Genomic DNA, 26,793 nt, shown 5'->3' with positions numbered 1-26,793 from the left:
CCGGGCGCTCGGGGCGCGCGGCGCGGGGTGGTTCGGGTGCGCGGGCCTGGGCGGACAGGTCGGGGCGGGGAGGCGGCACCGTGCCGTCCAGCGAGCCGTCCCAGCGACCCGTGTTGTCGGTGGCGGGCGTGCGGTCGCCCGGGGCCTGGCGGGCCGGCATCCGGCGGGCCAGTCGTGCCGGTTGGCGGGCGATGGCGCGCGCGCCCCGGCCGATGGCCGCCCATTCGGCCCAGGACAGGCCGATCCCGAGCGGCACCAGCAGGAGGGTCAGCAGCAGCCCCAGCACCCACACCGCCAGTCGCCCCGCCGGACCCAGCAGCGACGCCCCCGCCTGGATCGCGGTATGGGCGATCGACAGGCCGAACGCTCCGCCCGGGCCGGACTCCGTGGGCCAGTGCGGCGTCGGCAGCACCGGCACCAGTATCGGGATGGCCGCCAGCAGCGCGCCCATGACCGGCATGGCGCACAGCACCGCCACCGCGCGCAGCACGATCGACCCGGTCGCCGCATGGCGGATGCCCCGCCAGCCCCATGCCATCATCGCCAGGATCGGCAGGGTGCAGGTGATGCCGACATTTTGCAGCAGCGCGTCGGCCAGGTAGGAGCCGGCCATGCCCAGCAGGTTGGTGGGGGGCTGGGTGCTGGCGGTGTTCATCGACGGGTCGAGCGGGTTGTAGCTCCAGAGCGACGCGGCCAGCGCCAGGGCGAGCAGCCACAGCGCCATGCCTCCCATCTCGGCCAGTCTCTGCCGTGCGGCGGACCGGATGTGCGGAGCGTTCAGAGAGGCAGGAATGTAGCGGCCAAAGCTCGGCAAATGTTCGGGTCCTGTACGCTGGGGTCGGCGGGGCGGCCGGGCCGGGTCCGGAAACGGGGGGAGTATAACCCGCGCCCTCCGGAATACAGAAGGGCGGTTCGCCCGTTATTGCGGCGGTGCGCCGGCGGCGCGCCAGATCGACAGGCGCGCGGCACCGTGCCGCCGTTCGGCCAGCGGCGCGGCCTCCAGGATCGGGTGGCCGGTCGGCAGGGGCTCTTCGGCGCCGGTCTCGATCACGATCAGTGCGCCGGGGGCGATCCAGCCGGTGCGCGCCAGGGCCGCCAGGGTCCGCTCAGGCAGTCCCTGCCCGTAGGGCGGGTCCAGCAGCAGCAGGTCGCAGGCCTGGGCGGCGGGAGGCGGACGCGTGACGTCGCCGGCGCGCACCGTCGCGCGGTCCCGCGCCCCGCAGGCCGCGATATTGGCGCGCAGGACCGCCAGCGCGGTGCGGTCGGTCTCGAAGAAGACGCAGTGGGGGGCGCCGCGCGACAGGGCCTCCAGCCCCAGGGCGCCGGTCCCCGCGAAGCCGTCCAGGACCCGCGCATGGGCCATCCGCTCGCCGCCGCTCCAGGGCGCGTGCAGCAGCATGTCGAACAGTGCCTGGCGCACCCGGTCGGCGGTGGGGCGGGTGGTGCGGCCCGGCGGGGCCGCCAGCGCGCGGCCGCGCCATTGCCCGGCGACGATCCGCATCGTCCGGTCAGGAGCGGCGGGAGGGACGCGGGGCCGGCCCCAGCCCGGGAACCTGCTCGCGCAGGACCTTGCCCGGCACCTCCTCCAGTTCCGACCGTTGCAGGGTGCCGAGCTGGAACGGGCCGTAGGCGGTGCGGATCAGCCGGCTGACATGCAGGTTCAGGCCGCGCATGACCTTGCGGACCTCGCGGTTCTTGCCCTCGCGCAGCGCCACGGTCAGCCAGGCATTGTCGCCCTTGCGCGAATCCAGCCCGGCCTCGATCGGGCCGTAGCGCACGCCTTCGAACACGCTGCCTTCGGCCAGCGTCTTCAGCCGGGCCTCGTCCACCATGCCGAAGACGCGCACGCGGTAGCGGCGCAGCCAGCCGTTGGACGGCAGTTCCAGCCGCCGGGCCAGTTCGCCGTCATTGGTCAGCAGCAGCAGGCCCTCGCTGTTCAGGTCCAGCCGGCCTATGCTGATGACGCGCGGCATGCCCTCGGGCAGCGAGGAGAAGACGGTCGGCCGCCCCTCCGGGTCGCGGTGGGTGGTCACCAGCCCGTCGGGCTTGTGGTAGCGCCACAGCCGGGTGCGCTCGGGGTTTTCCACGGGAGCGCCGTCCACCTGCACGAGATCGCCCGCCGCCACGAAGGTCGCCGGGTGGGTCACGGTGGCGCCGTTCAGGCGCACGCGCCCTTCCGCCACCATGCGCTCGGCATCGCGGCGGCTGGCGATGCCGGAGCGCGCCAGCCATTTGGCGATCCGTTCGCCACGCTCGGGCCGGCTGGTGTCGTCACGCTGTGTCATCTTGATGCGGAGGCCTCTATCAGGGCGGAAAAAATGCGTCTGTCGGCCATGGATATGGCGAATTCCGGGTGCCATTGCACGCCCAGGCAGAACGGATGGCCGGGATATTCGATGGCCTCGGCCACGCCGTCGGGCGCGACGGCGCACAGGACGGCCCGGCCGGGGTCGCGCACGGCCTGATGATGGGCGGAATTGACGGCGATGCGCGCGGCGCCGGTCACGCGCGCCAGCAGCGTGCCGGGCAGGATATCCACCTCGTGACCGGGCTGGTCGCGCGGATTGGGCTGCTCGTGCGCCAGCGCGTCCGCCATCGCGTCGGGAATATGCTGGATCAGCGTGCCGCCCAGGGCGACGGCGAGGAGTTGCTGGCCGCCGCAGATGCCCAGCACCGGCAGGCCGGAGGCGATGGCGCCGCGCGCCAGCGCCAGTTCGGCGCCGGTGCGATCGGTTTTCAGGGTTACGCTGTCGTGGCGCCGGTCCGTGCCGTACAGGGCCGGATCGATGTCGAAGGCGCCGCCGGTGATCACCAGCCCGTCCAGCCGGGCCAGCATGGCGGAGGCCAGGTCGGCCCGGTGGGGGAGGGCCACCGGCAGGCCGCCCGCGTCGGCGACGGCATCCATGTAGTTGCGGCGCAGCGCGTACCACGGAAAGCGGGAATAGCCGCTTCCGTCCGGAGTGGCGGCTTCGCTGTCCAGGGTCACGCCGATCAGGGGGCGGGAGCGGATCATCCCGCCTGACCTAGAGGAATATCGCCGCCAGGGAAATCGGATATACGCGCCGGTCAGGCGCCGGCCTAGCGGCGCGGCGCGCTTGCCTGTCGCATCGGGTGTTCGGGGGGTGCCGACGTGTCGTCAGCCGTCATAGACCAGCGAATGGGCGCTCGCCGTCATGGTATGATGCCCCATAAGACCTGGCTCGCAGGCGGAAAATCCGATGACGATCGCCGCGGCGGCCAGGATCAACGTGAGCGTATTCATCGTCTGCCTCCTGTTCGTATCGATCCCGATTGTTACAGGGCACGTGACCGGGGATGTCGTTACCCTGTCACCCGGAATGCTCTCTGTCCATTGAAATCAACATTTTTTTGTAGAATATCCCGGGCGATGCGCCACGTGCATGGCGTGAGCCTGTAACATGTTGTGAATGCCATGTCCCTGTCGTCCGTCCGGGGGCGATGGGATGTGGTGTCGGGCGAACGCGGGCGGCGAGGAGGCGGTTTCATGACCGGGCGAACACGGAAACGATATTGTGCGGGCCGCGATGTCGCCTGATGCCCGGCCCGCCGACCCGATGGCGATCGCGCTGGAGGAAGCGCGTGCCGCCGCCGCGCGGGGCGAGGTGCCGGTGGGAGCCGTGCTGCTGGGACCGGATGGCGGGGTGCTGGCCCGTGACGGCAACCGGGTTGAGGCGATGCACGATGCGGGCGCCCATGCCGAAATGCTGGTCATGCGTGCCGCCGCCCGGCGACTGGGCGGCCCGCGCCTGACCGGCTGCACGCTGGTGGTGACGCTGGAGCCGTGCCCGATGTGCGCGGCGGCTTCGGTGCATTTCCGGGTCGGGCGCATTCTGTTCGGCGCCTATGACCCCAAGGGTGGAGGGGTGGAGCACGGGCCGCGCCTGCTGGCCCGGCCGGACTGCCTGCACCGGCCCGAGTGGGTGGGCGGCGTGCGCGAGCGCGAGGCGGCGGACCTGCTGCGCGGGTTCTTCCAGGCGCTGCGGGGGTAAAAATTTGCGGGACGCGCTCAGATAACGCATCCTTCATCGGCTGGTACGGGACAGGTTCGGTCGGTCCAAGTACCCTGCTGGACGATACCCTCATGAAGGGGCGGCGTCTTGCCCGGCCGCCCCGCAACAATCAGGAATGCTATGACGGACAAGTTTCAGTCGATGACGTCTTTCCGCCCTCGCCGGACGCGGGGCAGGGTCCTGGCCGCCCTGGTCGCCGGCACGATGCTGGGGGGCGCGGCGCAGGGCGCTATCGTGGGTGCCGCGCGGGCCGACGAGACGGGCGTCATCCGTCCGGACACCCAGGTCCAGACGCTGCCCAATTTCGTCAACCTGGTGAAGCAGGTCCGCCCGGCCGTGGTCTCGATCACCGCCAGCATCCGCGCCCAGGACATCGACGAGGATGGCGGGATGCAGGGCCAGCAGCAGATGCCCTTTCCCTTCCCGTTCCCGTTCCAGATGATGCCGCAGCAGCAGCGCCGCACGGTCGAGGCGCGTGGCTCGGGGTTCATCATCTCGGCCGACGGGTTCGTCGTCACCAACAACCATGTCGTCAAGGGCGCGACCAAGGTGACGGTCACGCTGGATGACGGCACCACGCTGCCCGCCAAGATCATCGGGCGCGACCCCAAGACCGACCTCGCGCTGCTGAAGGTTTCGACCCAGAGCAAGCTGCGCTTCATCGAACTGGGCGAATCCGACAAGGTGGAGCCCGGGGAATGGGTGATCGCGGTCGGCAATCCGTACGGGCTGGGCGGCACGGTGACGGCGGGGATCGTCTCGGCGCGCGGGCGCGATATCGGCGATGGGCCGTATGATTCGTTCATCCAGGTCGATGCGCCGATCAATCGCGGCAACTCGGGCGGTCCGCTCTTTACCCAGGACGGCAAGGTCGTGGGGGTGAACACCGCCATCCTGTCGCCCTCGGGCGGCGGGTCGATCGGCATCGGGTTCGCCATTCCGTCCGACGTGGTCAAGAACGTCGTGTATCAGTTGGAGAAGACGGGCCATGTCACGCGCGGCTATCTGGGCGTGGTGGCGCAGGTGATCACGCCCGCCATGGCCAAGGCGCTGGGCCTGAAGGCCGCCAGCGACGGCGCCCCGCCCAGCGGCGCGCTGGTGGCCAGCGTCAGCAATGGCAGCCCGGCCGACAAGGCGGGGCTGAAGGCGGGCGACGTGATCACGACCCTGAACGGCCAGAAGATCGAAAGCCCGCATGACCTGGCGGTCAAGGTCGCGTCCATCGCGCCGGGTAGCGCGGCGACGGTCGCCTTTCTGCGCAACAATGCGACGCAGACCGCCAGCGTGAAGATCGCCAACCTGTCCAGCGCGTCGTCGCCCGATGGCGCGGTCGGCGACAAGGGCGATGTCGGCGGCCCGCGCCTGGGGGTTTCGCTGGCGCCGCTGACCGCCGACCTGCGCCAGCAGCTCGGGCTGGATTCGTCGGTGCGGGGCGTCGTCGTCAGCGATGTCCAGGCGGGCTCGGTGGCCGAGCAGGCCGGTATTCACGCCGGCGACGTGATCCAGGCCGTCGGCAATCGCCCGGTCGACAATCCCAGCGCCACGGTCACGGCCGTCCGCGCGGCCCTGAAGGCCAACCAGTCGGTGCTGCTGCGTGTGCTGCGCGGAGGCCAGAGCCTGTTTATCGCCGTGACGCCGGGAGCGCCCGATGACAGCGGCGCGGCCGGCGGCGACGACGATAACGACTGAATTTTTGGCGACCGATCTTTCCGCGGCGGGGTGAAGACGCGGGAGGGCACCGCATTCGTTCAGGGGCATCGTGTGTTTCCGGCACGAGGCGCCTGAACGGATCGGGGGGCGGTCAGATTTCCGACAATGTCTCCAGCAGCGCATCGACGTCCGCGATGCGGGTATAATAGCTGGTGACCAGCCGGATGACGGTGCCGTCCACGCCGTGCGGCGTGTGCCAGTCATGGAAGGCGAAGCCCGCCATGCGCAGGTGCGCGACCGCCCGGTCGGGCAGCACGACGAAGATCTCGTTGGCCTCGGTTTCGTACAGCAGCCGCGCGCCGGGGTAGCGGAACAGGCCGCCCGCCAGGCGTTTCGCCATCGCATTGGCGTGGCGGGCGTTGTTCAGCCACAGATCGTCCTCGAAGCACGCCAGGATCTGCGCGCTGAGGAAACGCTGCTTGGACCAGTCATGGCCGGCGCGCTTGCGGCGGCGGGCGACGTGTCCGGCGTGGGCGGGGTTGAAGAAAACCACCAGTTCGGCCGCCATGGCCCCGTTCTTGGTCAGGCCCAGCGACAGCACGTCGATGCCGGCCTTCCACGTCGCCTCGGCCGGGCTGCACCCCAGATGGACGATGGCGTTGGCCAGGCGGGCGCCATCCATATGCACCGCCATGTCGCGGCCGCGTGCCCGTGCCGCCAGTTCGGCGATCCGGGCCGGCGTGTAGACGGTGCCCCATTCGGTCGCCTGCGTCAGGCTCAGCGCGGTCGGCAGCGGGTTATGCGCGTCGTCGGCGGGCAGGCGGTCCAGCATGTAGGACAGGGCGTCCGGCGCCATGCGGCCGTCCTGGGACGGAATGCCGACCAGCCGGGCGCCGCCGGTGAAGAAATCGGGCGCGCCGCATTCGGACTGCACGATATGCGCGCTGTCGTCGCACAGGATCGCGCCGTAGGGCGGGGCGATGGTCGCCAGTGCCAGGGCGTTCGCCGCCGTGCCGGTGGCGACGGGGAACAGCGTGACGGGATGGTCGAAAATATCCGCCACCACCGCGCTCAGCCGTGCCGTCCAGGCATCGCCGCCATAGGCGGGGGCGGCGTCGGCATTGGCGGCGGCCAGGGCGGACATCACGGCGGGACAGGCCGGGACGACATTGTCGCTGCTGAAGTTCTTGCGTATCTGCTCTACCACGCTATCCCCCTGCTCTTCCGATCCCATTGTCCGGAGTGCCGCATGACCGAGCCAGCTTCCGCCGAAACCGCGTCCGTTCGCAACCCGTCCGCGCGCCTGATCGACGGCAAGGCGTTCGCGGCCAACCTGACACAGGACATAGCACGGGAGGTCCGGGCCTTTCACGACCGCCATCAGGTCACGCCCGGCCTGGCGGTGGTGCTGGTGGGCAACGATCCGGCCAGCGAGGTCTATGTGCGCAACAAGGCGTTGCAGACCCATCGCACGGGCATGCGCTCGTTCATGCACATGTTGCCCGAAACCACGTCGCAGGCGGAATTGCTGGCCCTGGTCGGGCGGTTGAATCACGACCCGGAGATCCACGGGATCCTGGTCCAGTTGCCGCTGCCCGCGGGGCTGGATCCGATCGCGATCACCAACGCCATCCGCCCCGACAAGGACGTGGACGGGCTGGGCGAGGTCAATGCCGGGCGGCTGGCGCTGGGCCAGCCGGGCCTCGTGCCCTGCACGCCGCTGGGCTGCCTGATGCTGCTGAAGGCGGAACTGGGCGAGCTGCGCGGGCTGCATGCGGTGGTGATCGGTGCGTCCAACCTGGTCGGCCGGCCGATGGCGCGCCTGCTGCTGGCCGAAGGTTGCACCGTGACGGTCGCGCATATCGATACCCGCGATCCCGCCGCCCTGGCCCGGCAGGCCGATATCCTGGTGGTGGCGACCGGCTGCAACGGCCTGGTGCGTGCCGACTGGATCAAGCCCGGCGCGACGGTGATCGATGTGGGGATCACGCGCATCAGCCTGCCCAACGGCAAGACGCGGCTGGTGGGCGATGTCGCGTTCGACGAGGCCGTGACGCGCGCGGGCCGGATTACGCCGGTGCCTGGCGGTGTCGGGCCGATGACCATCGCCTGTCTGCTGAACAATACCCTGGCGGCCGCCAGGCGTATTGTCGGCGGCGCGGCCTGACGGCGCGGGGCGGGGACGATGCGCCTGTCGGTCGAACTGATTCCGCGTGACGCGGCGACGCTGCGGCGCGATGCGGCGCTGGTGCGGGAGCATTTTCCGCTGGCCGACATGCTGAACGTGCCCAGCCTGATGCGCTTTCCTATGCAGGGATGGGACGCGGTGCCGCTGCTGCGGCCGATCGTGCCGCGCGTGGTGCCGCATGTCCGGGCCATCGATATCGACCCCGATGGCCCGCTGCCGGGGGTCGATGTCGCCGGGTTGACGGATGTCCTGGTGGTCCGGGGGGATCCGCCGGCCGATCTCAGCCGCCGGACATTTCCCAATTCTTCGGAAAGCGTGATTCGTCGCTATCGGCGCGAGGCGCCGCATCTGACGGTCTATGCCGCCTTCGACCCCTGGCGCCGTGCCCCCTGGCGCGAGATGGAGGCCGTGGCGCGCAAGAAGGAGGCGGGGGTCGCCGGTTTCTTTACCCAGCCGGTGTTCGACATGCGGACGCTCGACCTCTGCATGGGATGGCTGGAAGGGGAGCGCGTGTTCTGGGGGATCTCGCCGGTCATCGGCCCGAAATCCCGCTCCTATTGGGAGACGACGAACCATGTCGTCTTTCCGCACGGGTTCGACCTGACGCTGGAGGCGAACATCGCCTTCGCCGTCCGGGCGATCGGCGCCATCGGAGCGGCCGGCGGGCATGTCTATCTGATGCCGCTGCGGGTGAAGTTGGACGCGTACCTGGGGCCGATTCAGCAGGCGCTCGGCTGACGCGGATCGCGGCGGGGGACGGGTTACGTCCGCACGGCAATTCCGTTAGCCTCGGGGAAAGAGTTCGTTTTCGCCGAGGGGTTCCGATCGTGCCGTATCATCGTCCATGTCCACGCCTGCCCGCCGCGCCAGGGTTTCCGACGGGGATCGCAGGCTCCATGACCGCCATCGGGCGTGTGCTGGGCGCCGCCATACTGATCGCGGGGGGGACGGTGTCGGCGATGGCGGCCGAAGACGCGGCGGCCCCTGCACCGGCCCCGGCCGCCGCGCCCGCCGTCCCCGCGCCCGATCCCGATCGCATCTTCGCTCCGCTGGCCTATCCGAATCCGGCGGGGGGGACCCGTTCGGCCGGTGGCGTGCCCGGTGCCGCGTACTGGCAGAACGGGGTCGATTACGAGATCAAAGCGGCGATCGACCCCACCAACCGCCTGCTGTCAGGCAGCGAAATCGTCACCTACGTCAATAACAGCCCCGACGCGCTGGACGTGCTGTGGCTACAGCTTGACCAGAACATCTATCGTGACGGCTCGCGCGGCAATTTCGTCAATCCGCAGCGCCATGCCGAGCACACGGATGGCGACGTGATCGAAAGCGTGTCGATCGAGCAGGATGGCAAGAGCATTCCGGTCACGCCCGTCATATCCGACACGCGCATGCAGGTGCCGCTGCCCGCCGCGCTGGAGGGCAAGGGCGGGAAGATCCGGCTGAAGATCGTGTGGCATTATACGATTCCCGGCCCGTGGGGCGGGCGCACCGCCGTCAGTTCGACCCGCAATGGCGACATCTACGAGGTCGCGCAATGGTTTCCGCGCATGGCCGTCTACGACGATGTGCGCGGCTGGGATACCGCGCCGTATCTGGGGCAGGAATTCTTCCTGGATTATGGCGATATCGACTACAGCATCACCGTGCCGTGGAACTTCACCGTGGTCGGGTCCGGCGCGCTGATCAATCCGGCCGATGTCCTGACGCAGACCGAGCGCGACCGGCTGGCCCAGGCGGCCAAGAGCGACGAGCGGGTGATGATCCGGACCGAGGCCGATATCCACGATCCCAAGAGCCATCTGGCGCAGGCCGGCACGAAAACCTGGCATTTCCGCATGAACAACACGCGCGACGTGGCGTTTTCGGCCTCGCCGGCCTTTCTGTGGGACGCGGCGCGGCTGGACCTGCCGCCGGTGGTCGTCGAGCCGGGCCATGCGGCGGTGCCGCGCCTGGCGATGTCGGCCTATCCGGTCGAAGCCGTCGGGCCGCATCAATGGGACCGGTCCACGTCCTATGTGAAATACGCGATCGAGTATTTCTCGCGGCGCTGGTACCCGTATCCGTGGCCGAATGCGATCAATCTGGGCGGGCACGGCGCGGCGATGGAATATCCCGGCATCGTCTTCGACGACATGCATGACAAGGACCCGGAGCTGTTCTGGGTCACGACGCATGAGCTGGGCCATGGCTGGTTCCCGATGATCGTGGGGTCCAACGAGCGCCGCAATGCCTTCATGGACGAAGGGTTCAATACCTTCATCGACACCTATGCGTCGGACGATTTCAATTCCGGCGAGTTCGCGCCGAAGCATGACGTCGAATTCGCCCCTGCCACCGGCAAGCCGGCCGAGGATATCCTGTCGGTGCTGCGCGATCCGAACGCGCCGCGCCTGATGACGCCCTCGGACCTGATTCCGGAGGCCTATCGGCATCCGGTGACCTATTTCAAGGCGGCTTACGGGTTGAAGCTGCTGCGCGAGCAGATCCTGGGTCCGGAGCGTTTCGACCGCGCGTTCCGCCGCTATATCGCGACGTGGGCCTATCGCCACCCCACGCCGTCGGATTTCTTCCGCCTGATGGACAGCGAGGCGGGCGAGGACCTGTCGTGGTTCTGGCGGGGCTGGTATTTCAACAATTGGGGGGCGGACTATGCGGTCAAATCCGCCACCCCCAGCGGCGACGGCGCCACGCACGGCCTGCTGGTGACGGTGGACAACAAGGGCTGGCTGCCGCTGCCGGTGACGTTGCAGGTGAGCTATACCGACGGGACCAGTTCGCGCCTGACCATCCCGACCGAGGCCTGGTTCCTGCGCAACGAGATCGAACTGACGATCCCGACCACGCGGACCCCGCAGGCCGTGACCCTGGACCCGGGGCACGACATCCCGGACCTGAACCGCGCCGACAACACGCTGACGCTGGTCCAGCCCGCCCCGTCGCCCGCGGTGCCGCCGGCGCATTGAGACGGAAGCCGTTCCGCGTTACAGCCAGCCGCGGGCCCGGATCAGGGCCAGCGCGGCCAGCGTGACCATGCAGGTGATCTCGCCCTCGCGGATCATCCGCTCCATTTCGGCCAGCGTCATCGTGTGGCTGGTCAGGTCCGCCTCGGTCGCCTCGCGCCGGGGCGTGCCCTGCGTCAGCCCGGTCGCCAGATAGACGTGGCCGCGCTGGTTCGAATAGCCGGCGGCCTGATACAGGATGCCGGCGTGACGCATCAGGTCCGCGCGCAGGCCGGTTTCCTCTTCCAGTTCACCCCGCGCCACCATTTCGGGGGCGGCGTCCGGCCGATGTTCCCACATGCCCATCGGCAGTTCCCACAGCCGCGCGCGGACCGGATAGCGATACTGGCGCACCAGGGTCACGGTGGGGCCGTCCGGGCCCTGGCCCAGCGGCAGGATGACGACGAACTCGCCACGCTCGACCACGCCATAGAGCCCTTCGCCGCCCTCGGGACGGCGGATGATGTCCTCGCGCACGCGGGTCCACGGGTTTTCATAGGCGATCCGCGAGGATAGCGTGACATAGCCGCCTGAATCATCGGGCGCGTCGGTCATGGGCAGGGTTCCTTTCGCCTCGTGTCGGGGCGTCATGATCTGTCGGAGGATGGACTCCGTTCCTTTTTTAAAAGGAGCCCGAAAACGTTGGTTCGGTCGAGAGGCTTGTGCAGGGGATGCGCGATGCGCCTCCTTGGCGGATCGTGCGGCGCGCCGTTATGATGTCCGGGTAACGGAGTGTGTCCTCGTCATGATTGCTTCACGGAGCGGGCCTGCCAACCCGACGCTGCGGATCCTGGCCGTCGTTCTGTTCAATCTGATCTGCTACGTGGATATCGGCCTGCCGCTGGCGGTGATCCCGCTCTTTGTCCATGGCACGCTCGGTTATAATACCGTGATCGCGGGCCTGTCCGTGTCGCTGCAATATCTGGCCACGTTCGCCTCGCGCGCCCAGGCGGGCCGTTTCGTCGACGGTCGGGGGGCGAAGCCGGCGGTGGTGATCGGGCTTGCGATCTGCGTGCTGTCCGGACTGACGCTGATGCTGGCCGGTCTGTTCTCGCACCGGGCCGGCCTGTCGGTGCTGTTGCTGGTCGTCAGCCGTATCCTGATGGGGGTGGGCGAAAGCTGGACCGCGACCGGGGCGATCCTGTGGAATATCGGCCGTGTCGGCGCGGACCGGACGGCGCAGGTGATTTCATGGAACGGCATCACCTCCTATGGCGGCATTGCCTTCGGGGCGCCTGTGGGCGCGCTGCTGGCGCAGGCGCATGGAACGCTGGGCGGGCTGGCCGGGGTCGGCATGGTGTCGGCGCTGCTGGCCGCGCTGGGGCTGGCGTTGGCGGTCCGCTATGCTCCGGTGCCGCCGATCGCCAAGGGCGGCGAGATCATGCCGTTCTCGCAGGTATTCTGGCGCGTGCTGCCCTATGGAATCGTGCTGGCCTGCGGGTCGGTCGGGTTCGGGGCCATTTCGGCGTGCCTGTCACTGTATTTTGATGACCGCCATTGGGACGGTGCCGCGATGGGGCTGATGGTGTTCGGCCTGGTCTTCGTCCTGGTTCGGCTGCTTTTCTCGCGCCAGATCAGCCGGCGCGGTGGTCTGACGGTATCCGTGGTGTCGCTGCTGGTCGAAGTCGGGGGGCTGCTGCTGCTGTGGCGGAGCGGAGATGTGCCGTCGGCCGATCTGGGCGCGGCGCTGACGGGGGCCGGGTTTTCGCTGGTCTTTCCGGCACTCGGGGTCGAGGCGGTGACGCGGGCCGGTCCGCAGAACCGGGGGGCGGCGCTGGGGGCCTTCAGCGTCTTTCTCGATATCGGTATCGGCGTCTCCGGCCCGATGCTGGGGCTGGTGATCCATAGTCTGGGCTATGGTCCGATGTTTCTGGTCTCGGCCCTGTTTACCGGAGCCGGGGTCGGTGCCACCCTGCTGCTGCGGGAGCGGTCGCGCCCGGACGCCACCTGACGGTGGCCGGTCGTGCCGGATCGCGCGCATGCGCCACCTTCAGGAGGATGACGATCCATGTCCGTTGCTGCCGTCGCTGTATTCTGCGGGTCGCGTTTCGGGACCCGGCCCGACTTTCTGGAGGCCGCGCGCGAAATGGGGTGGCGCCTGGGACAGGCGGGCATGCGGCTGGTCTATGGCGGTGGCGATGTGGGGCTGATGGGCGCGGTGGCGGATGCGACGCTGGCGGCCGGTGGCGCGGTCTCCGGGGTGATTCCGACCTTTCTCGAAACGCGCGAGGTGATGCATGAGGGGGTGACCGACCTGACGGTGACCGACTCGATGCATAGTCGCAAGCAGTTGATGTTTACCCGGGCCGATGCCTTCGTGGTGCTGCCCGGCGGGCTGGGCACGTTCGACGAGACGATCGAGATCGTGACCTGGCGGCAGTTGAGGCTGCATGACAAGCCGATCTTCATCGTCAATGTCGCGGGGTGGGCCGACCCGATGCTGGCCATGCTGCGGGCAGCGGTGGAAAACGGCTTTGCCGAGGCCAGCGCGCTGGATCTGTTCGAGGTCGTACCCGATGTGGCCACCACGATGGAACGGCTGGGAACCGTGGTCAGCAGCCCGGTCTCCGAGGACGCCAGCCGGCTGTGAGACAAAAAACGGCGGGGGCTCTTGCGGAGAGTCGGGAGGGCATGTATAGCCCCCCACACGAGTTCGGAGTGTAGCTCAGCCTGGTAGAGCACTGTGTTCGGGACGCAGGGGCCGGAGGTTCGAATCCTCTCACTCCGACCAGGTTTTCCAATATGTTGAATGGTTTTGTACCGCTCAGGGATACCTGAAGTCCCCAGCGCGGGACGTCTGAACGAATCAGGGTTTTTGGGTTCTTTTTTTCAGAAAAAGAACAAGATCTTCCGGTTGTTGTTCTCGTGCCTGTTCTTAAGGGCCGGTCAATCTCTTGCCGTCAGTCTGGCGGACGGCGCGGCGGGGTCGTGCCTGTCTCGCATGTGGTTTCCGGCACGATCATGGTCTTTTCGCTGCTGCGGCGTCTGCGCCGCCCCCAAGCTCCGCCTGGCCGTGTCCGGCTGGCGGAGATTGCCGACTCTTCGCTGCTGCTTGAAGCCTGTCCCGCCCGGACCGCATGTTTCGCGCCCGCCGATGTGCGGCGGCCTGGCGCGTCCAATCCTTTCCTGGGCTGGGTCAGCTCGCCGGTCGGGCTGACGGCTCATGTGCTGCGCGATGTCGTGTATGACGTGGACAGCCGGGTGCTGATCAAGGATGGAAATCTGGTCGCCGAGACATGCTACCTCCAGTCGCCCGAAACACTGGCGGCGCTGCGGGTCGATCGGGCGCGGCTGGAGTGCCATGCGGGGGTGGCGGTGCCGTGCAGCGACCATTGGCCAAGCAATTACTATCACTGGATGATGCATGCGCTGCCGGTGATGGTGGCGTTGTCCGACCGGCCCGAGATCCGGCGGCGGGGGCCGCTGTGCTGGCTGCTGCCCGACCTGTTGCCGTGGCAGCGCCAGACGCTGGAACTGCTGGGCGTGAGAGGCGGTATTCAGGGGGGTGTCGCCGCCGGGCGCCAATATCGGCTGGATCGCGTCGTCTATTGCAATATCGTGGCCGGGGCGGCCGATTTCGCGCTGTCGCGACTGTGCCAGTCGGTTTTCGCGCGCATGGCGTCGCGGGTGCCGGTGACGCGTCGGCGCGGGCTGCGCCTGTATGTCGACCGGGGCGGGGTGGGCAATCGCGCGATTCCGAACGAGGCGGCGTTGGCGGCGGCGCTGGCGGCGGAGGGGTTCTGCGTGGTGCGGCCCGAACGGATGACGGTCGCCGAACAGGTCGATCTGTTTCGGGCGGCGGCGATGGTGGTCGGGCCGCTGGGGGCCGGCATGACCAATATCGGGTTCTGCCGCCCGGGCACCATGGTCTATGAACTGGTGCCCGACCACCATGTGAACCCATGCTTCCTGGCGATGGCGATGCGCGGACATCTGAATTACTGGGCGGACCTGTATCCGGCCGGGGCGACGGGGCGGGAACATGTGACCCGCTGGGAAGGCGGAATCGACGTGGCGCGGGTGCTGCGCCGGGTGGCGGACCTGTGGTCGCGCGGGGCGCGGCCGGTCCTGGTATCGGACGGCGCCGGGTAAGGCACGCGCCGCCCGATGGCTGGGGATCAGGCCGTGGTGGCGTCGCTGCGGCTGCGGCCGGGGACCAGCAGGCCGACGAGGACGACGGTGCCGATATTGACCAGCAGTGCCAGCAGGCCGGTCGAGATCGCCTGATGCATGCCGCCGATGGCCAGCATGTGGGTGGGCTTCAGCCCGTCATGGAAGCAGACATAGGTGCCGTAGAGCGTGCCCACGATCCAGCCCGTCAGCATCGCGCGGGCGGAAAAGCGCAGCCGGGTGATGCCCAGCACCAGCGCCGGGAAGGTCTGGAGGATCCACAACCCGCCCAGAAGTTGCAGGTCGATGGCGAAATGGGCGTTCAGGAACAGCACGCAGGCGAGGGCGCCCAGCTTGACCCCGAGGGCCACGAACCGCGAGGCGTGGACATTGTCGCGCAGGCCGGGCGCGATGTTGCTGGTCACCAGGTTGGCGGCGCCGATCGCCATGACGGCGGCGGGGACCAGCGCGCCGACCGCGATGGCGGCGAAGCAGAAGCCGGTGAACCAGTCGGGGAAGATCGCCATGAACAGGTCGGGGACGATCGCGGACGTGCTGGTGGTCACGACCCCGGCCGCATGGGCCATCAGCCCCAGCATGGCGATCAGGCCCAGCAGCAGCGTGTAGACCGGCAGCATGACCGCGTTCCTGCGGATCGTGTCGGCGGACCGCGCGGCCAGCACGCCGGTCAGCGTATGCGGGTAGAGGAAGGCCGCCAGAGCCGACGACAGGGCCAGAGTGGCATAGGGCACGCTCTGCCCCGGCATCAGCGCATGGCCCGCCGGCGGGCGCGGCAGGTGCTGCGCCGCCGTGGCGAACATGGCGCCATACCCCCCCAGATGCAGCGGAATGACCGTGACCGCGGCCAGGACCGCGATATAGATCATGATGTCCTTGATGAAGGCGGTCAGCGCCGGGGCGTGCAGGCCGCCCAGCCACGTATAGGCGGCCAGGGAGATGAAGGCGACGATCAGCGGGATTTCGCCCGGCAGGCCCAGCGCCTCGATGACCGTGCGGATGCCGATCAACTGGAGCGCGATATAGGGCATGACCGCGATCAGGCCGCTGGCGGCGATGGCCAGTTCCAGCGTCCGGCTGCCGAAGCGCGCGCGGACGATGTCGGCCGCCGTCGCGTGCCGTCCGTCATGGGCGATCTGCCACAGGATGGGCATGACCAGGAACACGAACGGATAGACGATGATCGTATAGGGCAGCGCGAAGAAGCCGAACGCGCCGGTGGCGTAGACCAGGGCGGGCACCGCGATGACGGTATAGGCGGTATAGAAGTCGCCGCCGACCAGGAACCAGGTGACCCAGGTGCCGAACTGGCGACCGCCCAGGCCCCAATCCTCGGATCCGGCGGCATCGGAGGGGCCCGCATGGCCGCGGCCGCGCCACCACGAGACCGTGCTGCCCAGCACGATGGTCATGGCGAAGAACAGGATGAAGACGACCAGTGCCTGGGTCGAGGGAATCGGGGTCGAGGGAATATGGTCCGGCATCAGCGGGCGGCCCGCTTCCAGACGACCCAGACGAGCAGGGACGTCAAGGGGACCCAGGCGAGCTGGTACCAGTAGAAGAAGGGGAAACCCAGCAAGGCCGGTTCCGTTCGGTCATAGAGCGGAAGCCATAGCAGACCGACAAAAGGCAGCAGTAATGCCAGGTACAGTTTTTTCATCCCGATTGTGGCCTTATTTTCTTGATTGATTGCGGGCGACGAACGATGAGGTTGCCTATCCCCGAGTGTATGTCAACCGCCGGTTTTCGCCGGACTTGTAGGGGGCGGTTGCAGGAAAAAGGATCGTAATCGATGCGCCTTCCGGCTAGAAGGACCCGGTGGGGCCGGACTGAGAAGTCAAAGAAGTAACAAGAGTATGCGGCGTCGGGCCAGGAGATGTTCACGTTCCACATGAGAATGGGCGGGGCAGAGGAGAGAGCTATGACAAAATGGGTCTATAGTTTCGGTGGCAGCGCGAATGAAGGCGGTGCCGGCATGCGCGACCTGCTGGGTGGCAAGGGAGCCAATCTGGCGGAAATGGCGGCGATCGGCCTGCCCGTTCCGCCCGGTTTTACCATTACGACCGAGGTGTGTACCGCGTTCTACGACAATGGCCGCTCCTATCCCGAGGACCTGCGCGCGCAGGTCGCGGCGGCGCTGGCCGGGATCGAGAACGCGCTGGACCTGCGCTTCGGCGATCCGGCGGCACCGCTGCTGGTCTCGGTCCGCTCTGGCGCGCGTGTGTCGATGCCGGGCATGATGGATACCGTGCTGAATCTGGGCCTGAACGACGAGACGGTCGAGGGGCTGGCGGCCAATTCGGGCGATGCGCGCTTCGCCTGGGACAGCTATCGCCGCTTTATCCAGATGTACGGCTCGGTCGTGCTGGGCGTGTCCCATCACCGGTTCGAGGACCTGATCGAGGAGACCAAGCGCGGCGCCGGTGTGCAGGACGACACCCATCTGACCGACCAGGACTGGCAGGACGTGGTGGCGGGCTACAAGGAGATCGTGCAGCGCGAGACCGGCGCGCCGTTCCCCATGGACCCGCACGAGCAGCTCTGGGGCGCGATCGGCGCGGTGTTCGGATCGTGGATGAACCCGCGCGCCAATACCTATCGCCGGCTGCATGACATTCCCGCGAGCTGGGGCACCGCCGTCAACGTGCAGGCGATGGTATTCGGCAACATGGGCCAGGACTGTGCCACCGGCGTCTGCTTTACCCGCGATCCCTCGACCGGCGAGAACGTCTTCTACGGCGAATACCTGATCAACGCGCAGGGCGAGGACGTGGTGGCGGGCATCCGTACGCCGCAGCCGATGTCCCAGCAGCGGGCCCGCGAGGGCGAGCTGTCGATGGAGCGCGCGCTGCCCGAGGCCTATGCCGAGCTGCTGTCGGTGCGCGATATCCTGGAGCGGCACTATCGCGACATGCAGGACATCGAATTCACCGTCCAGAATAACCGCCTGTACATGCTTCAGACCCGTACGGGCAAGCGTACGGCGGCGGCGGCCCTGCGCATCGCCATCGCGATGGCGGAGGAAGGCCTGATCTCGCACGAGGAGGCGATCCGCCGGGTTCCGCCCTCGTCGCTGGACCAGTTGCTGCACCCGACGCTGGACCCGAACGCGCCGCGCACGATGCTCAGCCGTGGCCTGCCGGCCTCGCCGGGGGCGGCGGGTGGCGTGATCGTCTTCAGTGCCGAGGATGTCGAGATTCGCGCGGCGCGGGGCGAGGACGTGATCCTGGTCCGGATCGAGACCTCGCCGGAGGACGTGCATGGCATGCACGCCGCCCGGGGCGTGCTGACTACCCGTGGCGGCATGACCTCGCACGCCGCCGTGGTGGCGCGTGGCATGGGGCGCGTCTGCGTGGCCGGTGCCGGTGGCATCCATGTCGACTATAAGGCCAAGACGCTGTCGGTTGGCGCGACAGTGCTGCGGGAAGGCGACTGGATCACCCTGGATGGCGGTACGGGCGAGGTCTTCGCCGGCCGGGTGGCGACCATCGAGCCGACCCTGTCGGGCGATTTCTCCACCCTGATGGGATGGGCCGACAGCGTGCGCCGGATGAAGGTCCGCGCCAATGCCGAGACGCCCGACGACGCGCAGACCGCGCGCCATTTCGGGGCCGAGGGCATCGGCCTGTGCCGCACCGAGCACATGTTCTTCGCTCCGGACCGGATCGGTTTCGTGCGGCAGATGATCATGGCCGGCGACGCGGCGACGCGCATCCGGGCGATCGACGCGCTGCTGCCGTTCCAGCGCCGGGATTTCCAGGACCTGTTCCGCATCATGGCGGGGCTGCCGGTGACGGTGCGCCTGCTGGACCCGCCGTTGCACGAGTTCCTGCCGCATGGCGAGGCGGAACTGGCCGACGTCGCGGCGGCCATGGGCGAAAGTGTGGAAGCGGTGGCGGCGCGGAAGGCGGCGCTGTCGGAATCCAATCCGATGTTGGGGCATCGCGGGTGCCGGCTGGGCCTGACCTATCCGGAACTCTATGCCATGCAGGCCCGGGCGATCATCGAGGCGGCGGTCGCCGTGTCGGCCGAAACCGGCCAGGCGGTGGTGCCGGAGATCATGATCCCGCTGGTGGGCATGGAAAGCGAGCTGCGCCGGACCCGGACCATCGTCGAACAGGCGGCCACCGAGGCGCTGGCCGCGGCCGGCGTCTCGCTGGAATACAGCATCGGCACCATGATCGAGCTGCCCCGCGCGGCGCTGACGGCCGACCGGATCGCGCAGCAGGCCGATTTCTTCTCGTTCGGGACGAATGACCTGACGCAGACGACCTTCGGCTTTTCGCGCGACGATGTGGGGACGTTCCTGCCGTTCTATCTGGAGCATGACCTGATTCCGCGCGATCCGTTCATTTCGATCGATCAGGAAGGCGTAGGGCAGCTTGTCTCGCTGGGCGCGGAAAAGGGGCGCAGCGTCAAGCCGGGCCTGAAGCTGGGTGTATGCGGCGAGCATGGCGGCGATCCGGCGTCGATCGGGTTCTTTGAATCCGTGGGGCTGGATTACGTGTCCTGCTCGCCGTTCCGGGTGCCGATCGCCCGTCTGGCGGCGGCCCAGGCCGCGCTGGCCGCGCGCGACGCGCTGGCGCCGGCAGCACAGGTGCGCTGACCGGGGTACACCCCCCGCCCGCGTCATGCGCGGGTGGGGGCTGACTTTTCCTGTTCCTGATGACGGAGCCCGGTTGTTCTCATGTCGCCTCACATCGTGTTGCATCTGGTGTCGGATGCGACGGGACAGACGCTGGATTCGGTCGTCCGGGCGTCGATCGCCCAGTTCAGCCATGCCGAAGTCACCTGCCATCGCTGGAACCTGATCCGCACCCGGTCGCAGTTGCGGCGGGTGCTGGAAGCCATCGAGCGCGATCGCGGGCCGGTCCTGTCCTCGGTCGTCGACCAGCGGCTACAGCATGAGCTGACGATCGGCTGCGCGCATATGAAGGTGCGGCTGGTCAATGTCCTGGACCCGGTGACCGCCGTGTTGCAGGACGAACTGGGCGAGAAGGCGATCGGCCGGCCGGGCGGCCAGTACGTGATGGATGACGCCTATTTCCGCCGCATCGACGCCATGCATTTCGTGCTGGCGCATGACGATGGGCAGGAGATCGGCGGCCTGTCGCAGGCGGATGTCGTGCTGGTCGGCATTTCGCGCGCGTCGAAGACGCCGACATCCTTCTATCTGGCCAATTGCGGGGTCAAGGCGGCGAACGTGCCGCTGATTCCCGACCTGCCGCTGGCGGACGAATTGCTGCATGTGACACGCCCCATCGTGGGGCTGACCATCGATCCCGACGTGTTGATCAGCATCCGGCGGCATCGGTTGGACGTCATGGGCGACCGCCGGTCCGAAATGCTGCTGCGGGTGGGCAACCCTTATATCGATCCGGAACAGGTCGAGGAGGAGGTGCGTTGGGCCCGGCGCCTGTGCGCCCGCCACGGCTGGCCCCTGGTCGATGTCAGCCGGCGTTCGATCGAGGAAACTTCGGCCGCGATCATGGGCCTGATGGCCGATTGGGAAGAGCGCCGCGCCGTTTCTCACCCGGCATGATGCTGGGCCCCGCCCTGTGTGAACGCCGTTCTCGCGTCAGGGCGTTACATATGGATACCTGGCCCTCCTGAAAAAAACCGCCCTTCATGCCTATATCGGCCGAAGACGCGGGAGAATTCGGCACATGCGACGATTTCTGATGGTAGGCAGCGCCATGATCCTGATGGGAGTGGCGATGGTGCCGGTCGGGGCCCTCGCCCAGCGTGGGGGCGGCGGCTGGCACGGTGGCGGCGGCTGGCATGGTGGCGGCGGTGGTTGGCACGGCGGTGGCGGCGGCTGGCATGGTGGTGGCGGTGGCTGGCACGGCGGTGGTGGCTGGCATGGTGGAGGCTGGCACGGCGGTGGTTGGCATGGTGGCGGCTATTACCGCGGGGGCGGCTGGGGTGGCTGGGGCTACCCCGGTTGGGGCGGCTACTATGGCGGCTGGGGATGGCCGCTGGCGTTCGGCATGGTCGGCATGGCGGCCGGGGCCGCAGCCTATGGTGCGTATGACGACGGATATGGTGCCGATTACGATGACGGGCCGCCGGTCGCTTACGGTGGGTATCCGCCTCCTGGCTACGGTACCGCCTATCCGGTGCAACCCTACCCGACGCAGGCTTATCCCGCGCAACCCTATGCACCGCAGGCTGGCCCCCAGCAGGCGCCCTCGCCCGTCGCGACCTGCACCGGCGGCCGGTTTTTCAACGTGCTGACCGAAAGCTGCGACAGTCCGTGACGTGCCGGAGGGCCGCGATTTCGTCCCGGGTTTGGCAACGACAATGCTGACGTCATTCTAATGACATAGTATGTCTTAGACTGATGTCGGCGGGGGTGGATGGAGGTGTTTCCATCCATGGCCCGAGATTGGAGCATGGGCAAAATTATGAGGAAGATCCAGACGCGCGGCATGGTGATGCTGTTGAGTGCCGGCCTGCTGTCGGGCGGGCTGGTTGCCGGGGCGCATGCCGAACCGGGCGGATGCCTGAAATATGGCGCGGTCGGCGCGGTGGGCGGCCATCTGGCCAACCATGGCGTGCTGGGAGCGGCCGGCGGCTGCGTCGCCGGCATGTATACCCGCCACGAATATCGCAAAGGCTTGCGGGAGAAGGCGGCCCTGTACGACAAGGAACATCCGGTCGATCCGAATCTGAGCATGCTGGAGCGCTATCGCCAGCGCAAGACGGACGAGCAGAAAGCCACGTTGTGGGATGCGGAACATCCGCAGGCGACCGCCGCCGGGCATTGACCTTCGCGCGGCACGGGACCGTCGGATGACGGTCCCGTGCGATCATGCCGGCAGCCAGCCCGCGAGTTCCTGCCGTGCCAGGGATTCAAGCAGGTCGATGGCGGACGGGGCGGCGTTCAGGCAGGGGATCAGGGCAAAATCCGTCCCGCCGGCGGCCAGGAATTCCGACCGGACCTCGTTGCCGATTTCATCCAGCGTCTCGATACAGTCGGCCAGGAAGCCGGGCATGATCACCGCCACGCGGGTGATGCCCTGTGCCGGCAGGCCGGCGATCAGCGGCGCGGTATAGGGTTCCAGCCAGCGCGCGGGGCCGAAGCGTGACTGGTAGGTGAGCGGCATGGCCGTCTCGTCCATATCCAAGGCGGAGCGGAGCGCCGTCATCGTGCGGGTGCAATCGTCGGGGTAGGTGTCGCCGCGCGTGACATAGGCGCGCGGCAGGCCGTGGAAGGAGGCAATGATCCGCTGGGGTGCGAAGGGCAGGCCGGCCAGCGTCTCGCGCACCGAACGGGCCAGCGCGGCGATGTAGAGCGGATGATCTGGGAAGGGCGGTACGGTGCGCACCGCCGGCTGGTTGCGCAGGCGCATCAGTGCGCGGAAGGCCTGATCGTTGGCGGTCGCGGTGGTGGTGGCGCTGTATTGCGGATAAAGCGGCAACAGCAGCACCCGCTCGCACCCCTGGCGCAGCAGCGCGGCGATGCCGGATGCGATCGAGGGGGTGCCGTAGCGCATCGCCCATTCGACGGCCACGCCATCGGGCGCCAGGCGCGCGGCCAGGGCCTCGCCCTGTGCCCTGGTGTGGGTGCGCAGGGGGCTTTCGTCGTGTTCCTGATTCCAGATACGGCGATAGGCGCTGCCGGTGCGGCGGGGACGCAGGGTCAGGATCGGGCCGCGCAGGATCGGCTGCCAGAACGCCGGATGCGCCTCGATGATGCGGCGGTCCGACAGGAATTCGGCCAGATAACGCCGCACCGCGCCGTAGCCGGTGTCGTCGGGCGTGCCGAGATTGGTCAGCAGCACGCCGATGCGGGATGGGGCGACGGAGTCGGCGGGGCGGATCGTCAGGAAGGTCATCGGCCCGGCATGTTACAGAACGCGCCGGGTCCTGGCAAAACCGGGCACGACGCGACGTCGCGCTCAGCGACGGCGTGCGCGGACGCGAACGGGAACCGGCTGGGGAAGCGGGGTGTTGCGCCATGCGAGCAGCGCGGCGCAGCCTGTCGCGAGGCACAGGCCCAGAACCGGCAGGGATGACGACAGAAACGCGGTAATGACGGTCATCATGCTCTCCATCCCGTCGGCAAACGGCGTGCCGCCGGGGAATCCTGGCGGTTTTCGCTTGTCGGACGGCATTCGCGGCGGGATCGGACCATGGAAGCAGGCCGTCCGGACCACGCGGCCAGTCAAGCTTGCCGCTTCATGGATCGTCAAGAAAAAATGACGGTCGGATGACGGAAGAGTGGCGACCCAACCCTGCGCTGGCGTCAGGCCTCGGTCGCGGGCCAGCCGGCCGCCACGCATTTGCGCATCAATGATGGCAGGGCCGACATGTCCAGATCGGCATGGGCCACGGCCATGCCGCCGGTCCGGGCCATGGTATTGGGGAAATGCCCGACCCGGGCGGCGTAGATATCCACATGCAGGGTGAAGTGGGTGAAGACGTGGCTGACGCGCCCCGCCGCGCGCCAGTCCGCATCGGCCGGGGCGAAGGCCAGGGCCTCGGACCCGGTCCACGGGGTGTCGCGCCAGTCGGTGCCCGGCAGTTCCAGCATGCCGCCCAGCAGGCCTTTTTCCGGCCGGCGGCGCAGCAGGACGTGGCCGCTCGCGTCGGTCAGCAGGAAATGGACGCCATGGCGCACCGGCCGGGCGGCGCGCGGCGCCTTGGCCGGCAGGCTGGCGGCGATGCCCTGGCGAAGGCCGGCGCACGAATCCCGCCACGGGCAGAGCGCGCAGGCCGGCTGGCGCGGCGTGCAGAGGCCCGCGCCGAGGTCGAACAGCGCCTGGGCGAAATCGGAGGCGCGCGCGCGGGCGGCGGCGGAGGCGTTGAGGGTGGCGGCATGCCGGGCGATGGTCTTGCGCGATCCCGGCAGTGGGTCGGCCAGGGCGAACAGGCGGCTGGTCACGCGCTCTACATTGCCATCGACCGGCACCACCGGCTGGCCGAAGGCGATGGCGGCGATGGCGGCGGCGGTATAGGCCCCGACCCCCGGCAACGCCAGCAGGCCCGCCATGTCGCGCGGAAAGCCGCCTGCCGCCGCCACCGCCCGCGAGCAGGCATGCAGGTTGCGGGCCCGCGCGTAATAGCCGAGGCCGGCCCAGGCGGCCATCACGGTGTCGGGTTCGGCCCGTGCCAGGTCCTCGACGGTCGGGAACAGGTCGAGAAAGCGGCGATAATAGGGGATGACCGCCGCCACCGTCGTCTGTTGCAGCATGATTTCGCTGAGCCAGACATGATAGGGATCGGCGGTCCGGCCGGGCAGGGCCCGCCAGGGCAGGGTCCGGCGGTGACGGTCGTACCAGCGTAGCAGGGCGGCGGAAGAGGGGAGCACGGAGCGCTTATGACGAAGGACCGGACCGATCGCAAGCGCACGGGCGTGGCCGCCCCCCCGCCCGAGCCGCGGCGCGCGCTGACGATGCGCAGCCTGGGGGCGCTGATCCCGGCGGTCTCCCGCCCGGCCTTTCGCCGGTATCCGGCCGCGCTGGCGCAGGTGATGGCCGACTGGGCGGAGATTGTCGGGCCCGACCTGGCACGCTGCACCGTGCCGCGCCGCCTGTCGGCGGGGGTGCTGACGCTGGGCTGCGCCGGGCCGGTGGCGATGGAATTGCAGCATCTGGCGCCGGAACTGATCGCCCGGGTCAATCGCTCCTGCGGGGCGGGCACGGTGCGGTCGCTGAAACTGGTGCAGGACATGGTTGCGGGCATGGCCCCACCGCCCCGCCCCGTGCCGCGCGAGCCGCCGGCGCCGGTGCCGATTCCCGACATGGAGGATGGTCCGCTGAAGGACGCGCTGGCGGCACTGGGCGCGCGGATCCGCCAGCGTGCGGGCCGGGACTGACGGCTGGTCAGCCGATCGGTCGATCAGCCGGGCAGAAACCGTTCGGCATGCAGGGCGACGCGATGCTGGATGACGGGGTGGCGACCCGTCTTCGAGAAACCAGAGTGCCGACAGGCCGCACCAGGCATGAACCCATCTGGCCAGCCGGATGCGATCGATGCCCGCCGTTTCCGCAACCAGATCGACCCGCCGGGCGAAGACGTCCGGCAGGTCCGCGTGGCGGCGGGGCCGCCCGGCGAGATCGGGGTTGAGGAACAGCGCGGCGAAATCGAAGCCGCGCTCGCCGAACAGGCCCTTGGGATCGATGGCGAGCCAGCCTTTCGCGCGGAAGTCCAGCACGTTTCCATAATGGAGGTCGCCATGGAGCGTGACCTGTTCGCGGGGCCGGGCCAACAGCGCGCGCGCCGAGGCGGCACAGCGGCCCAGCCAGTCGCCGCGTTCGGGGAGGACGGCCAGAAGGTCGCGAAACCAGTCATCCAGCGGACGAAGGGCCAGGCGGCGTGGTGCCTGCTGGCCATGCAGGCGGCCCGCGACGCGGCAGAGCTGGCGTGTGGCTGCGATGTCGTCTCCGTCATCGACAAGATCGGCCAGCGAGCGGCCACCGGGGGCGCGGGATAGTTTCAGCATGGTCGGGATCCCGTCGCGCAGAACCGGCAGCAGGATGGATGTCGCGGTCTGGACGGGTTCGCCCGCCTGGGTCAGATGCCATCGTGCCATGCGGGTCGCCAGGCCGGGCGGCAGGATGGTCGTCTCGCGGTCGTCCGTCATGCGACTGTCCGTTCGGATGGCCGGCTGTGGCGCCGCCACAAAAAGGCCGGGATCGGGGCGCCTGATATCCTGCGTAAAGAGCAGGAAGGCGGACCGCGATCCCGTGATCGTGCTTGGCGCATGGGTTTAACATGCCGCCTGTCCCGCCAACATGGTGGCGTGGCGAGAATCCTGCTGGAAGGGAGAATTTCAATGCGCAAGATCGCTTTCCTGCTGGTGGCGCTGCTGGCCGCGGCAGGGCCGCTGTCCTCGACGTCGGCGATGGCATGGGGCCATGGCGGCTGGGGCTGGCATGGCGGCGGTGGCTGGGGACGCGGGCCCGGCTGGGGCGGCGGCTGGCACAGGGGGGGCTGGGGGCCGCGCTGGGGCTGGGGCCTGGGTGGCTTCGGCGTCGGCGTGCTGGCTGGCTCGGCGCTGGCTTCGCCCTATTACGGGTACGGTTACCGGTACCGTTATTATCCGCCGGCCTATCCGGCGTATGCCTACCCCGCCTATCCGGTGTATCCGGCCTATCCGCCTTATCCTTACCCCGTCTATGGCTATCCGTACGGCTATGGACGCTGGTGAGCGTCCTGTCGGGCGTTCTGGATGAAGCGGGCGATCAGGCGTGCGTCCTTGCGGCCGGGGGCGCTTTCCACGCCTGATGAGACGTCGACCGCCGGGGCGCCGCTCAGTGCGATCGCGCGGGCGACGGTTTCCGGCGTCAGGCCCCCCGCCAGCATCCACGGGACCGGCGCCGTCCAGCCTCGCGTGACGGCCCAGTCGATCGGTCGGGCGTTGCCGCCGGGGCGATCGGCCCCGGGCGGCGGGCGGGATTCGATGACCAGCCCGTCCAGCTTGCTGGCGGCCGGCAGGTCCTCGGCCGCGCTGACGCCGTGGGCGTGCCAGACCGGCAGGTGGAAGGTCTCGCGGATGGCCAGGGCGCGCGCCTGCGGCGCGTAGATCTGCAATCCGTCCAGCGCGACCATGTCCAGGGTTGCCGCGATCGCGTCGTCATCGGGGGCGACGAACAGGCCGATGCGACGCGGGCCGCCGGGCGGCACGCGCGCCGCCAGCGGCGCGGCCTGGGCCGGCGTGACGGCCCGCGGCGACCGCGCGAAAAAGACGAACCCCACCCAATCGGCGCCATGGGCGATCGCGGCGTCCAGCCCTTCGGGCTCGGTCAGGCCGCAGATCTTGACGCGGACCGGCTGGGTCATCGGT

Annotated in this window: 28 protein-coding genes, 1 tRNA gene and 1 pseudogene; 16 read left to right on the top strand and 14 right to left on the bottom strand. The window is 68.7% G+C overall.

Going from position 1 to position 26,793, the window contains the following annotated elements:
* The 5 genes from HLH48_RS05105 to HLH48_RS23520 form a co-directional block, all read right to left on the bottom strand.
* A partial coding sequence (locus HLH48_RS05105; protein ID WP_246386900.1) for a DNA translocase FtsK 4TM domain-containing protein occupies positions 1–724 on the bottom strand: 724 nt, incomplete at its 3' end.
* A gap of 195 nt (positions 725–919) precedes the next feature.
* On the bottom strand, positions 920–1,501 hold the full coding sequence (rsmD, locus tag HLH48_RS05100) for a 16S rRNA (guanine(966)-N(2))-methyltransferase RsmD (RefSeq protein WP_182996409.1): 582 nt from the start codon (positions 1,499–1,501) through the stop codon (positions 920–922).
* Between the two features lie 7 nt (positions 1,502–1,508).
* Positions 1,509–2,285 (bottom strand): pseudouridine synthase, encoded by a 777-nt coding sequence (locus tag HLH48_RS05095; RefSeq protein ID WP_182996408.1) that lies wholly within the window; start codon positions 2,283–2,285, stop codon positions 1,509–1,511.
* Positions 2,282–3,013, bottom strand: a complete 732-nt coding sequence (locus HLH48_RS05090) for a gamma-glutamyl-gamma-aminobutyrate hydrolase family protein (protein ID WP_182996407.1) — start codon at positions 3,011–3,013, stop codon at positions 2,282–2,284. The genes HLH48_RS05095 and HLH48_RS05090 overlap by 4 nt, the downstream gene beginning before the upstream one ends.
* Before the next feature lie 123 nt (positions 3,014–3,136).
* Entirely contained in the window at positions 3,137–3,262 is a 126-nt protein-coding gene (locus tag HLH48_RS23520) for a hypothetical protein (protein WP_264812289.1), read from the bottom strand.
* A 283-nt stretch (positions 3,263–3,545) separates the two neighbouring features.
* On the opposite strand from HLH48_RS23520, the gene HLH48_RS05085 reads away from it, so the two are divergent.
* The gene (locus HLH48_RS05085) at positions 3,546–4,010 is read left to right on the top strand and encodes a nucleoside deaminase (protein WP_182996406.1); all 465 of its coding nucleotides are present in this window, start codon (positions 3,546–3,548) and stop codon (positions 4,008–4,010) included.
* Between the two features lie 141 nt (positions 4,011–4,151).
* Positions 4,152–5,720 (top strand): trypsin-like peptidase domain-containing protein, encoded by a 1,569-nt coding sequence (locus HLH48_RS05080; RefSeq protein WP_182996405.1) that lies wholly within the window; start codon positions 4,152–4,154, stop codon positions 5,718–5,720.
* Between the two features lie 112 nt (positions 5,721–5,832).
* On the opposite strand, the gene HLH48_RS05075 is transcribed toward HLH48_RS05080, so the two are convergent.
* Positions 5,833–6,888 carry a threonine aldolase family protein gene (locus HLH48_RS05075; protein ID WP_182996404.1) on the bottom strand — a complete coding sequence of 352 codons (1,056 nt, stop codon included), beginning with the start codon at positions 6,886–6,888 and terminating at the stop codon, positions 5,833–5,835.
* A gap of 42 nt (positions 6,889–6,930) precedes the next feature.
* Between HLH48_RS05075 and folD the strand changes: the two genes are divergently transcribed.
* From folD to HLH48_RS05060, 3 genes are all read left to right on the top strand, one after another.
* A complete protein-coding gene (folD, locus tag HLH48_RS05070; RefSeq protein WP_182996403.1) occupies positions 6,931–7,848 on the top strand; it encodes a bifunctional methylenetetrahydrofolate dehydrogenase/methenyltetrahydrofolate cyclohydrolase FolD in 918 nt (305 codons plus the stop codon).
* Positions 7,849–7,866: 18 nt separating this feature from the next.
* Positions 7,867–8,607: a methylenetetrahydrofolate reductase gene (locus HLH48_RS05065; RefSeq protein ID WP_182996402.1), complete on the top strand. Its 741-nt coding sequence runs from the start codon at positions 7,867–7,869 to the stop codon at positions 8,605–8,607.
* A gap of 221 nt (positions 8,608–8,828) precedes the next feature.
* Entirely contained in the window at positions 8,829–10,835 is a 2,007-nt protein-coding gene (locus tag HLH48_RS05060) for a M1 family metallopeptidase (RefSeq protein ID WP_373320169.1), read from the top strand.
* An 18-nt stretch (positions 10,836–10,853) separates the two neighbouring features.
* Here HLH48_RS05060 and HLH48_RS05055 read toward each other — a convergent pair whose 3' ends face one another.
* Positions 10,854–11,426, bottom strand: a complete 573-nt coding sequence (locus HLH48_RS05055; RefSeq protein ID WP_182996400.1) for an NUDIX domain-containing protein — start codon at positions 11,424–11,426, stop codon at positions 10,854–10,856.
* Positions 11,427–11,616: 190 nt separating this feature from the next.
* Between HLH48_RS05055 and HLH48_RS05050 the strand changes: the two genes are divergently transcribed.
* From HLH48_RS05050 to HLH48_RS05035, 4 genes are all read left to right on the top strand, one after another.
* Positions 11,617–12,822 carry an MFS transporter gene (locus HLH48_RS05050; RefSeq protein ID WP_182996399.1) on the top strand — a complete coding sequence of 402 codons (1,206 nt, stop codon included), beginning with the start codon at positions 11,617–11,619 and terminating at the stop codon, positions 12,820–12,822.
* Positions 12,823–12,879: 57 nt separating this feature from the next.
* A complete protein-coding gene (locus HLH48_RS05045) occupies positions 12,880–13,461 on the top strand; it encodes an LOG family protein (protein WP_182996398.1) in 582 nt (193 codons plus the stop codon).
* 64 nt (positions 13,462–13,525) lie between these two features.
* Positions 13,526–13,602 (top strand) — tRNA-Pro (locus HLH48_RS05040).
* A gap of 197 nt (positions 13,603–13,799) precedes the next feature.
* Positions 13,800–14,963, top strand: a complete 1,164-nt coding sequence (locus tag HLH48_RS05035; protein WP_264812290.1) for a glycosyltransferase family 61 protein — start codon at positions 13,800–13,802, stop codon at positions 14,961–14,963.
* A gap of 26 nt (positions 14,964–14,989) precedes the next feature.
* Here the strand turns inward: HLH48_RS05035 and HLH48_RS05030 are convergent, their stop codons facing one another.
* Complete coding sequence (locus tag HLH48_RS05030; RefSeq protein ID WP_182996397.1) at positions 14,990–16,483, bottom strand: sodium:solute symporter family protein; 1,494 nt, start codon at positions 16,481–16,483, stop codon at positions 14,990–14,992.
* Positions 16,483–16,659, bottom strand: coding sequence for a DUF3311 domain-containing protein (locus HLH48_RS05025; RefSeq protein ID WP_182996396.1), 177 nt, complete (start codon positions 16,657–16,659; stop codon positions 16,483–16,485). The genes HLH48_RS05030 and HLH48_RS05025 overlap by 1 nt, the downstream gene beginning before the upstream one ends.
* Before the next feature lie 261 nt (positions 16,660–16,920).
* Here HLH48_RS05025 and ppdK point away from each other — a divergent pair, with 261 nt between their 5' ends.
* From ppdK to HLH48_RS05005, 4 genes are all read left to right on the top strand, one after another.
* Positions 16,921–19,605 (top strand): pyruvate, phosphate dikinase, encoded by a 2,685-nt coding sequence (gene ppdK / locus HLH48_RS05020; protein ID WP_182996395.1) that lies wholly within the window; start codon positions 16,921–16,923, stop codon positions 19,603–19,605.
* An 81-nt stretch (positions 19,606–19,686) separates the two neighbouring features.
* A complete protein-coding gene (locus HLH48_RS05015) occupies positions 19,687–20,541 on the top strand; it encodes a pyruvate, water dikinase regulatory protein (RefSeq protein ID WP_182996394.1) in 855 nt (284 codons plus the stop codon).
* 124 nt (positions 20,542–20,665) lie between these two features.
* Positions 20,666–21,259, top strand: a complete 594-nt coding sequence (locus HLH48_RS23515) for a hypothetical protein (protein ID WP_182996393.1) — start codon at positions 20,666–20,668, stop codon at positions 21,257–21,259.
* Positions 21,260–21,394: 135 nt separating this feature from the next.
* Positions 21,395–21,769, top strand: a complete 375-nt coding sequence (locus tag HLH48_RS05005; protein ID WP_373320168.1) for a hypothetical protein — start codon at positions 21,395–21,397, stop codon at positions 21,767–21,769.
* 42 nt (positions 21,770–21,811) lie between these two features.
* Here HLH48_RS05005 and hemH read toward each other — a convergent pair whose 3' ends face one another.
* Positions 21,812–22,840, bottom strand: a complete 1,029-nt coding sequence (gene hemH, locus HLH48_RS05000; RefSeq protein ID WP_182996392.1) for a ferrochelatase — start codon at positions 22,838–22,840, stop codon at positions 21,812–21,814.
* 63 nt (positions 22,841–22,903) lie between these two features.
* Positions 22,904–23,050 (bottom strand): hypothetical protein, encoded by a 147-nt coding sequence (locus tag HLH48_RS04995; protein WP_182996436.1) that lies wholly within the window; start codon positions 23,048–23,050, stop codon positions 22,904–22,906.
* Between HLH48_RS04995 and HLH48_RS04990 the strand changes: the two genes are divergently transcribed.
* A complete protein-coding gene (locus HLH48_RS04990; RefSeq protein ID WP_182996434.1) occupies positions 23,037–23,207 on the top strand; it encodes a hypothetical protein in 171 nt (56 codons plus the stop codon). The genes HLH48_RS04995 and HLH48_RS04990 overlap by 14 nt on opposite strands.
* 43 nt (positions 23,208–23,250) lie before the next feature.
* Here the strand turns inward: HLH48_RS04990 and mutY are convergent, their stop codons facing one another.
* Positions 23,251–24,315 (bottom strand): A/G-specific adenine glycosylase, encoded by a 1,065-nt coding sequence (gene mutY, locus HLH48_RS23140; RefSeq protein ID WP_306309927.1) that lies wholly within the window; start codon positions 24,313–24,315, stop codon positions 23,251–23,253.
* Positions 24,316–24,324: 9 nt separating this feature from the next.
* Between mutY and HLH48_RS23135 the strand changes: the two genes are divergently transcribed.
* Positions 24,325–24,822, top strand: coding sequence for a DUF721 domain-containing protein (locus tag HLH48_RS23135; protein ID WP_373320170.1), 498 nt, complete (start codon positions 24,325–24,327; stop codon positions 24,820–24,822).
* A gap of 144 nt (positions 24,823–24,966) precedes the next feature.
* Here the strand turns inward: HLH48_RS23135 and HLH48_RS23745 are convergent.
* A pseudogene (locus tag HLH48_RS23745) lies at positions 24,967–25,449 on the bottom strand (aminoglycoside phosphotransferase family protein); the annotation flags it as partial.
* 333 nt (positions 25,450–25,782) lie between these two features.
* Between HLH48_RS23745 and HLH48_RS04980 the strand changes: the two are divergent.
* Positions 25,783–26,157 carry a hypothetical protein gene (locus HLH48_RS04980; protein WP_182996390.1) on the top strand — a complete coding sequence of 125 codons (375 nt, stop codon included), beginning with the start codon at positions 25,783–25,785 and terminating at the stop codon, positions 26,155–26,157.
* Here HLH48_RS04980 and HLH48_RS04975 read toward each other — a convergent pair.
* The gene (locus HLH48_RS04975; protein WP_182996389.1) at positions 26,142–26,789 is read right to left on the bottom strand and encodes a phosphoribosylanthranilate isomerase; all 648 of its coding nucleotides are present in this window, start codon (positions 26,787–26,789) and stop codon (positions 26,142–26,144) included. The two genes, HLH48_RS04980 and HLH48_RS04975, sit on opposite strands and share 16 nt — an antisense overlap.
* Positions 26,790–26,793: the final 4 nt, after the last annotated feature.

It is taken from the genome of Gluconacetobacter sacchari (assembly GCF_014174255.1).
In the GTDB taxonomy this organism is placed as follows: Bacteria; Pseudomonadota; Alphaproteobacteria; order Acetobacterales; family Acetobacteraceae; genus Gluconacetobacter; species Gluconacetobacter sacchari.
Note: the sequence above shows the minus strand (reverse complement) of the source record. Positions and strands in the feature narration are given on the sequence as shown.

Coding starts and splice junctions, on each gene's coding strand:
- HLH48_RS05025 (WP_182996396.1), bottom strand. CDS start 16,659: ATGAAAAAACTGTACCTGGCATTACTGCTGCCTTTTGTCGGTCTGCTA.
- HLH48_RS05015 (WP_182996394.1), top strand. CDS start 19,687: ATGTCGCCTCACATCGTGTTGCATCTGGTGTCGGATGCGACGGGACAG.
- HLH48_RS05005 (WP_373320168.1), top strand. CDS start 21,395: ATGGGCAAAATTATGAGGAAGATCCAGACGCGCGGCATGGTGATGCTG.
- HLH48_RS05095 (WP_182996408.1), bottom strand. CDS start 2,285: ATGACACAGCGTGACGACACCAGCCGGCCCGAGCGTGGCGAACGGATC.
- folD (WP_182996403.1), top strand. CDS start 6,931: ATGACCGAGCCAGCTTCCGCCGAAACCGCGTCCGTTCGCAACCCGTCC.
- HLH48_RS05060 (WP_373320169.1), top strand. CDS start 8,829: ATGGCGGCCGAAGACGCGGCGGCCCCTGCACCGGCCCCGGCCGCCGCG.
- ppdK (WP_182996395.1), top strand. CDS start 16,921: ATGACAAAATGGGTCTATAGTTTCGGTGGCAGCGCGAATGAAGGCGGT.
- HLH48_RS05050 (WP_182996399.1), top strand. CDS start 11,617: ATGATTGCTTCACGGAGCGGGCCTGCCAACCCGACGCTGCGGATCCTG.
- HLH48_RS23515 (WP_182996393.1), top strand. CDS start 20,666: ATGCGACGATTTCTGATGGTAGGCAGCGCCATGATCCTGATGGGAGTG.
- HLH48_RS23135 (WP_373320170.1), top strand. CDS start 24,325: ATGACGAAGGACCGGACCGATCGCAAGCGCACGGGCGTGGCCGCCCCC.
- HLH48_RS05065 (WP_182996402.1), top strand. CDS start 7,867: ATGCGCCTGTCGGTCGAACTGATTCCGCGTGACGCGGCGACGCTGCGG.
- HLH48_RS05045 (WP_182996398.1), top strand. CDS start 12,880: ATGTCCGTTGCTGCCGTCGCTGTATTCTGCGGGTCGCGTTTCGGGACC.
- HLH48_RS05030 (WP_182996397.1), bottom strand. CDS start 16,483: ATGCCGGACCATATTCCCTCGACCCCGATTCCCTCGACCCAGGCACTG.
- HLH48_RS04995 (WP_182996436.1), bottom strand. CDS start 23,050: ATGATGACCGTCATTACCGCGTTTCTGTCGTCATCCCTGCCGGTTCTG.
- hemH (WP_182996392.1), bottom strand. CDS start 22,840: ATGACCTTCCTGACGATCCGCCCCGCCGACTCCGTCGCCCCATCCCGC.
- HLH48_RS05080 (WP_182996405.1), top strand. CDS start 4,152: ATGACGGACAAGTTTCAGTCGATGACGTCTTTCCGCCCTCGCCGGACG.
- rsmD (WP_182996409.1), bottom strand. CDS start 1,501: ATGCGGATCGTCGCCGGGCAATGGCGCGGCCGCGCGCTGGCGGCCCCG.
- HLH48_RS23520 (WP_264812289.1), bottom strand. CDS start 3,262: ATGAATACGCTCACGTTGATCCTGGCCGCCGCGGCGATCGTCATCGGA.
- HLH48_RS05055 (WP_182996400.1), bottom strand. CDS start 11,426: ATGACCGACGCGCCCGATGATTCAGGCGGCTATGTCACGCTATCCTCG.
- HLH48_RS05085 (WP_182996406.1), top strand. CDS start 3,546: ATGTCGCCTGATGCCCGGCCCGCCGACCCGATGGCGATCGCGCTGGAG.
- HLH48_RS04975 (WP_182996389.1), bottom strand. CDS start 26,789: ATGACCCAGCCGGTCCGCGTCAAGATCTGCGGCCTGACCGAGCCCGAA.
- HLH48_RS05090 (WP_182996407.1), bottom strand. CDS start 3,013: ATGATCCGCTCCCGCCCCCTGATCGGCGTGACCCTGGACAGCGAAGCC.
- HLH48_RS04980 (WP_182996390.1), top strand. CDS start 25,783: ATGCGCAAGATCGCTTTCCTGCTGGTGGCGCTGCTGGCCGCGGCAGGG.
- HLH48_RS04990 (WP_182996434.1), top strand. CDS start 23,037: ATGACGGTCATCATGCTCTCCATCCCGTCGGCAAACGGCGTGCCGCCG.